The sequence below is a fragment of the Enterococcus sp. AZ101 genome (assembly GCF_050499005.1).
GTDB lineage: Bacteria > Bacillota > Bacilli > Lactobacillales > Enterococcaceae > Enterococcus_L > Enterococcus_L ureilyticus.
The window spans coordinates 188,450-202,343 of the sequence record NZ_JBMHEZ010000002.1 but is presented as its reverse complement, the minus strand read 5'-3'; the positions used below and the strand labels follow the sequence as shown (position 1 = coordinate 202,343).

At 37.5% G+C, this 13,894-nt stretch carries 11 protein-coding genes; 2 read left to right on the top strand and 9 right to left on the bottom strand.

The window, feature by feature from the left end:
- Nucleotides 1–75: 75 nt before the first annotated feature.
- The 3 genes from rsmA to IGJ50_RS10250 are packed head-to-tail and all read right to left on the bottom strand — an operon-like array spanning nucleotide 76 to nucleotide 2,317.
- Nucleotides 76–957 carry a 16S rRNA (adenine(1518)-N(6)/adenine(1519)-N(6))-dimethyltransferase RsmA gene (rsmA, locus tag IGJ50_RS10260; protein WP_207120207.1) on the bottom strand — a complete coding sequence of 294 codons (882 nt, stop codon included), beginning with the start codon at nucleotides 955–957 and terminating at the stop codon, nucleotides 76–78.
- Complete coding sequence (gene rnmV / locus IGJ50_RS10255) at nucleotides 954–1,550, bottom strand: ribonuclease M5 (RefSeq protein ID WP_181429541.1); 597 nt, start codon at nucleotides 1,548–1,550, stop codon at nucleotides 954–956. Before rnmV ends, rsmA begins: the two co-directional genes overlap by 4 nt.
- Nucleotides 1,547–2,317 carry a TatD family hydrolase gene (locus tag IGJ50_RS10250; RefSeq protein WP_429950245.1) on the bottom strand — a complete coding sequence of 257 codons (771 nt, stop codon included), beginning with the start codon at nucleotides 2,315–2,317 and terminating at the stop codon, nucleotides 1,547–1,549. The genes rnmV and IGJ50_RS10250 overlap by 4 nt, the downstream gene beginning before the upstream one ends.
- A gap of 152 nt (nucleotides 2,318–2,469) precedes the next feature.
- On the opposite strand from IGJ50_RS10250, the gene IGJ50_RS10245 reads away from it, so the two are divergent.
- Nucleotides 2,470–4,644 (top strand): HelD family protein, encoded by a 2,175-nt coding sequence (locus IGJ50_RS10245; RefSeq protein WP_429950243.1) that lies wholly within the window; start codon nucleotides 2,470–2,472, stop codon nucleotides 4,642–4,644.
- A gap of 141 nt (nucleotides 4,645–4,785) precedes the next feature.
- A complete protein-coding gene (locus tag IGJ50_RS10240; protein ID WP_207120210.1) occupies nucleotides 4,786–5,376 on the top strand; it encodes a hypothetical protein in 591 nt (196 codons plus the stop codon).
- A 195-nt stretch (nucleotides 5,377–5,571) separates the two neighbouring features.
- On the opposite strand, the gene IGJ50_RS10235 is transcribed toward IGJ50_RS10240, so the two are convergent.
- The 6 genes from IGJ50_RS10235 to IGJ50_RS10210 form a co-directional block, all read right to left on the bottom strand.
- Nucleotides 5,572–5,931, bottom strand: a complete 360-nt coding sequence (locus IGJ50_RS10235) for an HIT family protein (protein WP_069639320.1) — start codon at nucleotides 5,929–5,931, stop codon at nucleotides 5,572–5,574.
- 159 nt (nucleotides 5,932–6,090) lie between these two features.
- The gene (locus IGJ50_RS10230) at nucleotides 6,091–7,323 is read right to left on the bottom strand and encodes a hypothetical protein (RefSeq protein WP_429950241.1); all 1,233 of its coding nucleotides are present in this window, start codon (nucleotides 7,321–7,323) and stop codon (nucleotides 6,091–6,093) included.
- Between the two features lie 227 nt (nucleotides 7,324–7,550).
- Nucleotides 7,551–9,560 (bottom strand): methionine--tRNA ligase, encoded by a 2,010-nt coding sequence (metG, locus tag IGJ50_RS10225; protein WP_429950239.1) that lies wholly within the window; start codon nucleotides 9,558–9,560, stop codon nucleotides 7,551–7,553.
- Between the two features lie 157 nt (nucleotides 9,561–9,717).
- The gene (locus IGJ50_RS10220; RefSeq protein ID WP_429950238.1) at nucleotides 9,718–10,896 is read right to left on the bottom strand and encodes an NAD(P)-dependent malic enzyme; all 1,179 of its coding nucleotides are present in this window, start codon (nucleotides 10,894–10,896) and stop codon (nucleotides 9,718–9,720) included.
- Between the two features lie 32 nt (nucleotides 10,897–10,928).
- Nucleotides 10,929–12,293, bottom strand: a complete 1,365-nt coding sequence (gene fumC, locus IGJ50_RS10215) for a class II fumarate hydratase (RefSeq protein ID WP_429950236.1) — start codon at nucleotides 12,291–12,293, stop codon at nucleotides 10,929–10,931.
- A 134-nt stretch (nucleotides 12,294–12,427) separates the two neighbouring features.
- On the bottom strand, nucleotides 12,428–13,816 hold the full coding sequence (locus tag IGJ50_RS10210; protein WP_429950234.1) for an amino acid permease: 1,389 nt from the start codon (nucleotides 13,814–13,816) through the stop codon (nucleotides 12,428–12,430).
- Nucleotides 13,817–13,894 lie beyond the last annotated feature (78 nt).

The window sequence follows — 13,894 nt, the reverse complement described above, 5'->3', positions numbered from 1 at the left end:
TCTATACGTCTACTATCAAAAAGAGAGTGAGAAAAGTTATCAACTTTTCTCACTCCCTTTTTGCTTAGTACAGAGTTAACGATTTTTTTCCAATGTATTACTTAGACGTCCAAATTCTTCTAGTGACAATGTTTCACCACGACGTGATGGGTCAATTTCCGCTTCGGATAAGCTTTGGGTTAACCATGCTTTTGTCTCATCATCTTTACCATAGTAATGAATCAGGTTATTCCATAGTGTTTTACGACGTAACTGGAAAGACGCTTTTGTTAATTTGAAGAATTCTTTTTCATTTGTTACCTCAACGGCTGGTTTGTCACGTTTAGTTAATTTGATGATGGCAGAATCAACATTTGGTTGCGGGATAAAGACCGTTTTCGGTACAATAAACGCGATACTTGCTTCCATAAAGTACTGGACTGCGATTGATAGCGAGCCATAAGCTTTTGTTCCGGGTTTTGCTGAGATTCGATCTGCGACTTCTTTTTGCATCATAACGATCATTTCTTGGACATCTAAATCAGATTCTAAAAAGTGCATCATGATCGGTGTTGTAATGTAATAAGGTAAATTGGCAACAACTTTGATTGGACGCTCTTCTTTAAAAACTTCTTTGGTTGTACCGACTAAATCGGCTTTTAGTACATCATTATGGACAACTGTGACATTTTGATACGGACTCATTGTCTCTTCTAAAACAGGAATCAGGCGATCATCGATTTCAAAAGCTAAGACTTGGGCTGCGTTTTTGGCTAGCTGTTCTGTTAAAGCCCCGATGCCAGGACCTACTTCTACTACATTAGTACGGTTATCGATCCCTGCAGTCTCAACAATTTTACGTAAAATATTTGGTTCGGTTAAAAAATTTTGTCCTAAACTTTTTTTGAATGAAAAGCCATGTTTCTTCAAAATTTCTTTGGTTCTTGAAGGAGTGGCGATTTCTTTGTACTCTGTCAAATTGATTCCTCCGATTTTTCACTAGGTAAGTCGTTTATATTATGCATTGCCTCTATCAATTCTTTTTCTGTGATACGAAACATTTTCAAGCGTTTGGTCAATTGCTTGCTATTGGTATAACCAATGCGCAATTCATCTCCTAATTTTTCACGACGTTCTTTTGCACGAGCTCCCGCTATTAAACCATATTCAATCAAGGTTTGTCTAGCTATTTCTTGGTAATCATCTGATTCAATAACAGGCGTCACTACTTTTTCTAGTGCTTCTAAAATCGCTTCATCACTGGCATGTTCCACACCTAAGCTATTCCCTCTTTTTTTAGGGGCAGCAAGTTGTCGTGAGAGAAACGCATGCTGGGCATCGGGAACAACTTCCATGATCGTTTTACGAATTTTTTCACCTGAAAAATCTGGATCAGTGAAAATGATCACGCCGCGTGTTTCTTGTGCATGCTCGATTTGTTCTAGAATATCCTCATTGATTGCTGAGCCAATCGTTTCGATCGTATCAGCATCCACAACTTCTTGGATACGTCTGGTATCGTCTTTTCCTTCAACGACAATAATTTCTTCAATTCTCAATTTGTCTGTCATTTATCTAACCTAAATAAGCGATGAGCATTCGTAGTTGTTTGCTTCGCAATTTCTTCAAATGGGACTTCTCGTAATTCTGCGATTTTCTCTACTACATAACGGGTATAGCCTGGTTCGTTACGTTTGCCTCGGTAGGGAACAGGTGCTAAATACGGTGCATCAGTCTCGACTAATAAACGATCTAACGGCACTGCCTTGGCTACTTCTTGCACTTCTAAAGCTTTCTTGAACGTAACAACGCCACTTAGAGAAATATGCATGCCCATCTCTAAAAATTTTGCCATCCACTCAGGGTCACCACTAAAGCTATGCATGATTCCGCCAATATCACGAATATCTTCTTCTTTTAAAATCTTGTATGTGTCTTCCATCGCATCCCGTGTATGAATACTGATTGGTAAATTCATTTCTTTGGCGATTGCGATTTGACGTCGAAACACACGATCTTGAACCTCTTTTGGATCTTCCATCCAATAATAATCTAAACCGATTTCGCCAAGTGCGACTACTTTAGGCGTGGTTAATAATTGCTGAATTTTTTTCTCGATTTCAGGTGTATAGCTCCCTGCTTCTGTTGGGTGCCATCCGATAATACTTTGGATTTCTTTATATTGTTGGCTAAGCTCCAGAGATTTTTCGATCGTTGGTGTATCAAAACCAACCACCGCCATCTCCGTTACACCTAATTCTTTCGCACGTTGAATTGTTTCTGGAATATCTTCATTAAATTGTTCTGCATTTAAATGGGTATGAGAATCAAAAATCAAGTAAACCCCTCCTCTGTCTTCTATACTTTATCACATTTTAACCAAAATCTGAATGGACAGCACTGATAAATTATCAGCTTCTTATAATTGCTTTATTCAACAAAATAGCTTATACTATTCGGTCACGGCAATTTATGTCAGGAGGAACCCCTATGTCAAACGAGCGTACACAAGAAACCCAGCATCTGCACCAAGTTTACGAGGAATTGACCCAAGCAAAAGATGTCTATCAAACCGCTATTGATGATGTTAATATGACAGGACAATCAGTATTAGACCAATTTAGCGGTGATACTAAACTAAATTTCGACAGTTATTCTGATAACTTAGAGACATTTGCCGTAATGGAAATGAAAAATAGAGAAATCGATCAATTAAATTTGCAGCAGGCAACTGCGGCTAAACAATTAGAAAAAGTCGAACGCCTACTTCAAGTCCCTTATTTTGGAAAAATCGATGTGACTTTTTTAGATGATGGTGCGGATCGTGACGTTTTTTATATCGGCATGAATGATTTTACCAATTTGGATGGAGAATCACGAATTTACGACTGGCGTTCACCGATTGCTTCTCTTTTTTACAATAATGTTTTAGGCGACAGCAATTATCATGTCAGCAACAATGAAATTCCTGTTACCTTAAATTTGAAAAGACAATTGATCCTTGAAGAAGATCGTTTGATCAACTTTTTTGATACCAGCCTTGCGATTCAGGATGATATTTTACTTCATACACTTGAGGCTGATTCTTCTCAATATATGAAAGATATCACGACGACGATTCAACAAGAGCAAAATGAGATCATCCGTGATGAAAGTCATCCCTTGCTTTTAGTCAATGGCATCGCCGGCAGTGGGAAAACGTCTGCAATCATGCAACGGATTGCTTATTTACTTTATAATCATCGGACTAAAATCACTGCCGATGATATTTTACTGCTTTCTCCTAATTCAACTTTTATTGACTATATTTCTCAAGTATTGCCAAATTTAGGGGAGCGGAATCCCATGAATTTGACGTTGCTGCAATTTCTTAAATTTACCTTTCGGGAAAAAGCACCCATTGAAAGTGAAGCAGCTTATTTTAAACGAATCACTGCTGAACAAGTCGCTACCCAACAAAGAGTGATTCAGTCACAGAAATTTGTGGACTTCATTCAATATTTTCAAGATGCATCTCTCATTCAACAATCGCTATTCCAACCAATTTTATTCAAACGAAAAACACTATTTTCTGCTGAATTGATTTTTGGTTTATATCAAGAAACCCCAACGAATTTATCGATCAGAGATCGACTTTCTGCAACAAAGGAAAAGCTTTCAAGTTTGTGGAATCGTTATTTGATCAAGCAAGCGAAATCGAAACAAATGATCGATCAGATGCAAGACTTAACTGAAACAGAACAATTACGCTATTTTGACATGACTTTTACAGAAGAAGATGAGGAACAATTAGCAGAATTTGCCCTTCAACGATTGCAACAAAAATACCGCAAAGTAGTGACTGCGATTGCTGATTTTACTTGGTTTGATCAATGGTTACTTTTTGAAGCATTGTATCAACAGTATCAGCAAGAGACGTATGAACGAGTAACGACCGCCTATACGGCAGATGAAGTCGTAATTTTGTTATTGCTCAAAGATACATTTATTGAAGATTTATCGAATCGACAAATGGCGTTTATTTTGGTAGATGAAGTACAAGATTATACTGAAGCTCAAATTCTTTTATTGCTTAAATTATTCCCGCAAGCGAACTTTACTTTAGCTGGAGATGAAAATCAGGCGATTTTTAATACATCGATCAGCTTTATGGCATTGAAAGAGTTGTTATCCGCTTCCAGTCGTTCTGTTACTTCGTATCAATTATTGAATAGCTATCGCTCAAGCAAAGAAATTACACAGCTATTCCAAACGTTAGTGACAAATCATGAGAAACTCAAGATTGTTTCTATCCGAAAAGATGGCGAAAAACCGACCTTTATTTCATGTAAAGATGAAGCGAGTTATCTAAATACTCTTATTTCTATTTTGGATTCATTGGCACAGAAAGAAGATACTGTAGTGATTACCAAAACAGCGTCCGAAGCAGCATTATTGAAACAGCAGCTTCTACAAAAAAATAGTGCTTTTGATGCCCAAATTCTTTCGATTGATATGGCAAAAGGGCTTGAATTTGATAATGTGATCATCCACGATCCTTCTACCGTGCGTTATGGGACAACTGAAAGAGAGAAGAAAATTCTTTATACAGCAATTTCTCGGGGGATGAAACAGGTATTTCTACCTTATATCGGGGAGATTTCTGAGTTGCTTGCCTCTAAGTAATATTAAAAACGAATCCATGCTACTTAATGAATTCTTAAAAACATCAGGCTAAAACAACCGACTTTAGCCCGATGTTTTTTTATCTATTCAGCAGTAAACTTAATTCCAGTCTAATTTTCAATTTGATAGGAGTGAGTGCTTTTGAAAAATTTCTTCGAAGATTCTGACTTTCTGAAATCAACGATTCAAAAAAATGTTACGATCCAGAGGAAGCCTCAAGTTAATACAGTTTGGCATTGGCTTTTATTGATTCTGTTCGGTTTATTGGCTTATGGAACGATGACACAGCAATTTCTGCTGATTGCTCTTTTTATTGTGATTGCAGCAATTGTAAAGGGACCCTTGATGATTTTATGGGGAGCTATTTATGCCACCTTGGTTGCATTTTTTCCACCACTAGGAATTGTGTTATCCATTGTATTTTTTTTGATCAATCTTGGAACGATTGCTAAAAGTTGGCGTATTTCATTGACGAGTGCCTATTTTTATTTGGTCCCGCTGATTGGCAGTATTTTTCGCTTTGCCATAAAAAATGAGTCGAGCTACGCTGTTCTAACTTTTGTAGCTCTTGGTATCTTAGGCCTACATTTTTTATTAAACTGGTTATATAAATACAATAGCTTGAGCCGAACTTTGGCTTGGTCGATCATCAGTGTTCCTTATGCGATTTTGATCATGCTTTTACCCGCTCGTTTCCACAAATTTAAATCAAATAAAAAATTAAGATTTTAGTTGATGATAGGCGTAAACAGCCAAAATAGACAGCACTTTTACTTAGGAAGTGCTGTTTATTTTGGCCGTTTAACTCAACCCAATAGCACGGAACCATTTTTGTAATCTCTCCTCTGTCAACTCATTTCGTAATTGAATACATCTGTTCATCTAATAACGTTACTTCCTTTAAAAGCATGCTACTTCACTCCTATTTTAATAATTTTGTTTTGTAGGAATCACACCTCTTACTCCGCCTTTAGGATTCTCTAGATCGCCAACATATCTAGGAATTAGATGGATATGACAATGCATAATACTTTGACCAGCATATACACCACAGTTGGTCCCAATATTATAACCTACGGGTTGATAGTTTTTTTCTAGTAGTTGTTTCCCTGCTTGAATCAGTTCCTCGACTGCTTGTTTTTCCACTTGTGATAAATCGAAATAGTCACTTCTATGATTTTTAGGTATGATCAACAAATGTCCTTCATTCACAGGAAATTTATCATAAAATGCTCCAGCTAATTCATTTTCTAAAACAAAATCCGATATCTCGCAAAAAATACACATCGTACTCCTCCTTTGAACTGAAACTCTAGTTACTCAAGTAAATTTTCTGTGCCCTGATCGTATACACAATGACCGTTCTATCGTAATAGAAAAAGCGATAGCTTTGTACAAATCAAATCACTGATTTGATTGTAGAAGCTACCGCTTATTTATGATCTTTTAAATGGTTCCCGCTTCTAGCGCTTTGTCTAGTGCTTCATTTAATTTTTTCATTTGTTTGTCGTTGAAAATTTCTTTCGCCTCTTCACGTGCTTCACTAGCTTTTGCTTCGGTGACGGCACTTGGATTGGCTTCGATTTGTTCGATCATTGCATCTAATTGAGCATCGATCAGCTCTTGCATATCTGGATCATCTTTTAAATCACTGTAATCATATATATCATCTTCTAACTCGAAATCCGAATCGTCCGAAATAGTTCCAGTGATCTCTGCTAAAATTTCTTCCAACTCATCTTGGCTGATGATTTCTTTTTTACTTGGTATTTTGATTTTTGCACTATTTTTTTGTGGTTGTACTGAGATTGCCATGACCATAGTCATGGACGCTGCATCTTCATCAGTTGCTGCAATAGCAATTTCTGTATCAAAGGCTTTTGTTTTTTGATTGATACTGACCTTTATATCCATTTTGTCCATGTCTTTTTTCAGTGATTTGATGGCATCTTTCATTTCTTTCGCATCATCTGATTTTTTGTAGTCTTTGTCTTCTTTGGCAACTTCATCGATTTTTTCCATCATTCTAATAATTTCTTTTTTAGTAAAGGTATGTGTGATAACATCCTTATCTTTTTTAAACGAATCTTTATCGAAGCTTTCAATTAATTTTTTCATTTCGCTTCCCATTTTGGACTCTTCCATATTTACAAAAGTTTTATCCTTCAATGGCTTCGTTTTCTTGTCTAATTCACCTGATGAAAGTGTATCACCAGCTTCAGCAATATCAATATATTTTCCTTTTAGTTTATTCAAATCGCTTTTACTAAGCTCAAAGGGATAACCAAATGAATTGGCTAAATCCAACAATCCAGAGACAAAACTAGTAGACATATAGTAGTTCTCTTTATTTCCGACGAATTGGAATGGTAATTTTTCACCAAACAAATTTGCTGTAATTTCCATTTCCACCGTATCTTTTTTCTCATCGACCGCATAGCTTCCATCAATACTCATATCTTTCAGTTGACTAGCAAACATTTTGACATAGGCGCCGCCTTCATCCCCATCATACGTTAAATCCTTGATCTTCATTTCAAAACTTGCTGCATTATACTCTTGTCCTTTAGAGCTAAACATGGCATTAGTAAATTCTTTTCTAGGATCTGATCCACATGCTGCTAATAACAAAATCACTACACTTGTGATGATCCCCAACAGATACTTTTTCACTTTCATCCAACATTCTCCTTATTTCCAATTCAATTATTTTGTTCTATCATAATGATACAATAAAATAAGTTTATTTGATATAATTTTTATCGATATTATTTTTTTACTTATATTTATATAAAATCATCCTTGCCTTTTTGTAAATAATTTAAAAAAAAGAAACAGCTAATTCTATGTAAGATAACTCTTAGCATAGAGGCTGTTACTCTTCTTTATATGTTCTACTGTTTTAATTAGGCAATGCTTGCCCCGTTCGGCATATCTTTCGGTGCGTCAACGATCTGTAGTTTACCTTCTGGTGATTCAGCGGAAAGAATCATTCCCTGACTGATCTGACCACGCATTTTTCTTGGTTTTAAGTTCGCTACAATCACGACTTTTCTACCGATCAATGCACTTGGGTCTGGATAAAATTCAGCAATTCCAGAAAGGATTTGACGATCTTGTTCATCACCTGCATCTAAGCGGAATTGTAATAATTTATCTGCACCTTTGACTTTTTTACAATCAATGACTTCAGCAACTTTTAATTCTACCTTGTCGAAATCCTCATACTTGATTTCTTTTTCTTTCGTTGAAATAAGCTCTGTTTCTTCTGGATTCCATTTGATTTCTTCTGTCGTTGTTTGGGCGTTTTGCGCCATTTTCTTTTGAATGTAGAGAACTTCCGTGTCAATCTCTAAACGAGGGAAAATTGGGGTCCCTTTTGCAACAACTTTAATATCTGTTGGAAACTCACCAAAATGGATGACTTCCATATTCATTGTTTCCGAATCTAACCCTAATTGTTCAAAGATTTTTTTGGGTGTTTCAGTCATCACTGGTTGTAAAAGGATCGCTACAATCCGTAAACTTTCAGCTAAATGGACCATCACACTATCTAATTCATTTTTCTTTTCTTCATCTTTTGCTAGAACCCATGGTTGTGTTTCATCAATATATTTATTGGCACGTGAAATCAATGTCCAAACCTCAGCAATTGCCGTATTGAATTCCATTTTTTCCATTGATTCATGATATTTTCCGATTACATTTGCCGCAGTTGTAGATAATTCACTATCAAAAGGCGTTACTTTTGAGGCATAGGTCGGAACCTGTCCTTCACAATATTTATTGATCATTGCAATCGTACGATTTAAAAGGTTACCTAAGTCGTTCGCCAAATCGTAGTTTAAACGAGAAACAAAATCTTCTGGTGTGAAGACGCCATCACTTCCAAATGGAATCGCACGCAATAAATAATAACGTAATGCGTCTAAGCCGTAACGGTCGACCAAAATCTCAGGATAAACAACATTTCCTTTAGATTTAGACATTTTTCCATCTTTCATCAATAACCAACCATGTCCAAAAATTTTCTTTGGTAGTGGTAATTCTAACGCCATCAACATGATTGGCCAATAAATCGTATGAAAACGAACGATTTCTTTGCCGACCATGTGAACATTTGCCGGCCAATATTTTTTAAACAAGCTGTCATCTTCTGAGCCGTAGCCTAATGCGGTAATGTAATTTGATAATGCATCGATCCATACATAAACAACATGTTTTGGATCATTCGATAGAGGAATTCCCCAAGAAAATGTTGTACGTGAGACAGCCAGATCTTCTAAACCAGGTTTGATGAAATTGTTGATCATTTCATTTTTACGTGATTCTGGTTGGATAAATTCTGGATGTTCATTGTAATATGCTAACAAGCGGTCCGCGTATTTGCTCATACGAAAGAAATACGATTCTTCTTTTACCAATTCAACATCGTGCCCACTAGGTGCTTTACCACCGATCACTTTGCCTTCATCATCACGATACACTTCAGCTAGTTGTGTTTCAGTAAAGTATTCCTCATCTGACACAGAATACCAGCCTTCATATTCACCAAGGTAAATATCACCTTGTGCTAATAAGCGATCAAAAATTTGCTGAACAGCTTTTTTATGGTAATCATCTGTTGTACGGATAAACTTATCATAGCTGATATCAAGCGTTTTCCATAACTTTTGAACATCTGCCGCCATTTTATCGACATATTCTTTTGGTGTAACGCCTAATTCCGAGGCTTTATTTTCAATTTTTTGTCCGTGCTCATCCACACCTGTTAAGTAAAATACATCAAAGCCCATCAAACGTTTGTAACGGGCCATCGCATCACAGGCAATCGTTGTATAAGAATTGCCGATATGTAGTTGTCCGCTTGGATAATAAATCGGGGTGGTGATATAAAATGTTTCTTTTTCTGACATGTAGAAACATCCTCCTTCTAGCATTCTCTTGAAATTACTCCTAAATAGTATACCACACTTGGCTTTATTGAACTAGAAATCCTGTTATTTTCTCTAGATAAAAAAGTTCCACCTATTTTGCAAAAAGCAATAGATAGAACTTTTTTGTCTTTTTTATCTATATTCTAATAACACCATCTTGTACTGCAGTTGCAGCAACTTCACGTATAATGACATCCACTAATTCTTGATTAAACGGTGAAGGAATAATGTACTCACTTGTAAGCTCTGATTCAGGAATGATTTCTGCAATTGCTTTTGCTGCCGCTAGTTTCATGTTTTCAGTGATTTTCGTGGCTCCCGCGACAAATGCCCCTTTGAACAAGCCTGGAAAAGCTAAGACATTATTGATTTGATTTGGATGATCTGAACGACCGGTTCCAACAACTGCCGCACCTGCATCGATCGCATCTTGATAATCGATTTCTGATTCCGGATTCGCCATTGGGAATACGATAGCACTTGGATTCATTGAAGCGACCATTTCTTTTGAGACTAATTTAGGCGCAGAAACACCGATAAACACATCAGCTCCAACCATCGCTTCTCCTAAAGAACCGCTAAAATTTTCAGGATTCGTGATTTCAATAATTTCTTTTTCTAAGAAATTCAGCGGTCTGTCCAGCGTTTTAGATAATGCACCATCTATATTAAATGCGATGATCTTCTTCACGCCAAAATGATGCAACATTTTTATAATTGCGCTACCAGCTGCGCCTGTTCCTGATACAACTACTTTTATTTCATCGACTTTTTTACCAACGATTTTTAGCGCATTGATCAATGCCGCAATCGTAACGATGGCCGTACCATGCTGATCATCATGAAACACAGGAATATCCAACTCTTCCATTAATGTCCGCTCGATTTCTACACAGCGTGGAGCGGAGATATCCTCTAAATTGATACCGCCAAATGTTGGAGCCATAGCTTTGATGATATTGATGATTTCTTTTGGGTCTTTCGTATCTAGACAAATTGGGATCGCATCGATTCCAGCAAATTCTTTAAATAACAAGGCTTTCCCTTCCATAACTGGCAATGCAGCTTTAGGGCCAATATCACCTAGACCCAGAACTGCGGTACCATCCGTTACGACTGCAACAGTATTCCCTTTCCACGTATAATCGTAGACTTTATTTGGATTTTCATGGATTCTTCTACATGGTTCAGCGACTCCTGGTGTGTAAGCTAAAGATAGGGCCTCTTTTGTTTTTACTGTTACTTTTGAATGAATGTCGATTTTCCCACGCCATTGTTCGTGTGCTTTTAATGCTTCTTCATAAATATCTGCCATAATTTCCCCATTCCTTTCCAAATTAACGCTATTTATTGTCCTAACATCTGTTCTGGTATGACCCAACGTTCATATTCTTCTTCTGTCACTAATCCAGAAGATAGAGCGGCCTGTTTTAGCGTTGTATTTTCTTCGAAAGCCTTTTTCGCGATCTTCGCGCCATTATCATAACCGATATGAGGATTTAAAGCTGTTACAAGCATCAGCGAGCGTTCCACATATAAAGCCATTTTTTCCTGATCTGCTTTAATTCCGATCAAGCAATTTTGATCAAATGAACGCAATCCATCGGCCAACAATTCTATACTTTGGAGCAGATTATATGCTATTACTGGCATGTAGACATTTAATTCAAAGTTGCCTTGGGAAGCACCGATCCCAATTGTTGTATCATTTCCCATGACTTGGATTCCAATCATGGTCAATGCTTCACATTGCGTTGGATTGATTTTCCCAGGCATGATAGAGCTACCTGGTTCATTTGCAGGAATCGTGATTTCACCTAAGCCACTCCTTGGTCCACTTGCCATCCAACGAATATCATTAGCCATTTTCATCGCATTAGCAGCGAGCGCCTTTAATGCTCCTGAAGTAAAAACAACAGCATCCTTGCTTGCTAATGCATGAAATTTATTAGGATTTTCTATAAATTGATTATCTGTCTCTTCATTCAAAAAGTTAAAAAATAGTTGGATATATTCTTTTGACGCATTTAATCCAGTTCCTACCGCTGTGCCTCCTAACGCCAATTGTTTCAGTTCATGCAACGTCAACTCTAGCATCTGATAGCTATGTTCCAGACCAGAACGCCAACCACTGATTTCTTGTGCAAAAGTCACTGGTGTTGCATCTTGTAAATGAGTTCTTCCTATTTTTATGATTTTTTCATTTTCAGTTTCTAGTTTTTTCAGCGTTTGAATCATCTGCTCCATGACCGGGAATAGCTGCTGCTCAATCAACCGAACAGCGGCTACATGAATCGCTGTGGGGAAAACGTCATTTGAACTTTGAGACATATTGACATGATCATTGGGGTGCACGGTCATGCCAGTTTTAGCCGCTAAATAAGCAATGACTTCATTAACGTTCATATTGGTTTGAGTCCCACTGCCGGTCTGCCATAAAGAGAGCGGAAACTGTTCATCTACCTCACCTTTGATGATCGTATCTGCTGCGTGTTGGATTGCTTGACTGATCTCCGTATTTAACTTCCCAGCTGCTTCATTGGCTTTAGCCGCATTCTTTTTTACCAGTGCTAGGGCTTGAATAAGCGCAATCGGCATTTTTTCGATACCAATATTAAAATTTTGACGGCTGCGTTCGGTTTGCGCTCCCCAAAGAGCATTTTTTGGGACTTGAATTTCTCCCATAGAATCCCTTTCAATACGATAGGACATGCTTTTGATCCTCTCCTTTTTTCATTATTTACTATCACTATACTGTAAACGAATCACGATTTACAGTAAAATTCCTTTATTCTAGAAAAAGACAGCAAAAAATCAGCAACCTTTTCGATCACTGATTTTGACGTTTAATGTTTAATTTTACCTTCATTACTATGTTTATAACCATAAGCAAAATAAATAACAAAACCTAAAACCAACGCTATTGCGAAAGCTTTCCAAGTTGCCGCCTGTAATTGCAGCATTAACCCAATACTGACGATGACTAATAAAATAGGAACAAGCGGGACAAAAGGAATTTTAAATTCCCCTGGTTTAGGATCACCGGCTACTTTTCTTAAACGAATAATGCCAATCGCCATAACGATCAAGTACATCAAAGTCACAATATTCGTCAACTCGGCTAATAATTCCATTGGGACTAGCCCTGCGAAAATCATGGTGCAAACCCCAGCTACATAAGTCGCATTTTTCGGTGTGCGTTTTTTTTCATCGATCTTACTCATAAATTTTGGCAATAAACCATCTTTACTGATGGCATAAATAATTCTAGCTAAACTGTACATCATGGAAATTGTCACAGTCAAAAGTGTTAAAATCGCCCCAACGGAAATAACACCTGCTACGCCATCGCGCTGTACAAAACGCATCGCAAATGCGACAGGGTCTTTCACACCAAGAGCATCAAACGGTACGATTCCAGTTAAAACTAATGTGACGATCACATATAAAACAGTGGCTATAATGATCGAACCGATGATGCCTTTTGGAATATCTTTTTGAGGATTTTTTACCTCTTCTGCCGTCATGCTTACTGCATCAAATCCTAAAAAGGCAAAGAAAACCACAGCCGCACCACTTACCACACCTGAAAATCCAAAGGGCATGAACGGCTGCCAATTATCAGGTTTCACATAAAAAATGCCGACGATTAAAAAAAGGGCAATAATGCCAAATTTAACAAATACCATCACATTATTTAACCGTAAAGCTGTTTTGGCTTCTAATGACACCCAAAAAGTAACTGCTAAAAGCACCAGCATCGCGATCAAATCAACATAAGTACCATTCGCTGGATTGTAGGCACCACTCAATGCCTTTGGAAAATCTACACCAAGGCTATTTAAAAAGCCATGAACATAACCTGACCAGCCTGAAGCTACAGAAGAAACAGCTAGAAAAAATTCACAAATCACTAACCAGCCTGTCATCCAAGCAACAAGTTCGCCAAACACAACATACATATAAGCGTATGGACCGCCGATTGCCGGAATCCTTGAGGCAAATTCCGCGTAACATAACCCGGCTAAGATAATTGCTCCTGCCGCAACTAAAAATGAAAGCGACAACGCAGGTCCTGCGTATTGTTCAGCCGCAACTCCTGTCACGACAAAAATTCCTGTTCCAACAATGGCACCGATCCCAAGCATGATCAGATCCATTGTTTTTAAATCCTTTTTCATTGCGCTTGGCTCACTTGAGACAGCCGTTAGCTCTTTTTTCCGAAACATCGACATTACTTTTCCTCCAATAAATCTATCCATTTTCTACTCTTAACCATTGCAAAATGTCCTCATAAAAATAAGCGTAAATAG

Bases quoted from the DNA above. Each gene is read 5' to 3' on its own strand.
- rnmV (WP_181429541.1), bottom strand. From the start codon at position 1,550: ATGACAGACAAATTGAGAATTGAAGAAATTATTGTCGTTGAAGGAAAA.
- IGJ50_RS10245 (WP_429950243.1), top strand. From the start codon at position 2,470: ATGTCAAACGAGCGTACACAAGAAACCCAGCATCTGCACCAAGTTTAC.
- IGJ50_RS10235 (WP_069639320.1), bottom strand. From the start codon at position 5,931: ATGTGTATTTTTTGCGAGATATCGGATTTTGTTTTAGAAAATGAATTA.
- IGJ50_RS10230 (WP_429950241.1), bottom strand. From the start codon at position 7,323: ATGAAAGTGAAAAAGTATCTGTTGGGGATCATCACAAGTGTAGTGATT.
- metG (WP_429950239.1), bottom strand. From the start codon at position 9,560: ATGTCAGAAAAAGAAACATTTTATATCACCACCCCGATTTATTATCCA.
- IGJ50_RS10220 (WP_429950238.1), bottom strand. From the start codon at position 10,896: ATGGCAGATATTTATGAAGAAGCATTAAAAGCACACGAACAATGGCGT.
- fumC (WP_429950236.1), bottom strand. From the start codon at position 12,293: ATGTCCTATCGTATTGAAAGGGATTCTATGGGAGAAATTCAAGTCCCA.
- IGJ50_RS10210 (WP_429950234.1), bottom strand. From the start codon at position 13,816: ATGTCGATGTTTCGGAAAAAAGAGCTAACGGCTGTCTCAAGTGAGCCA.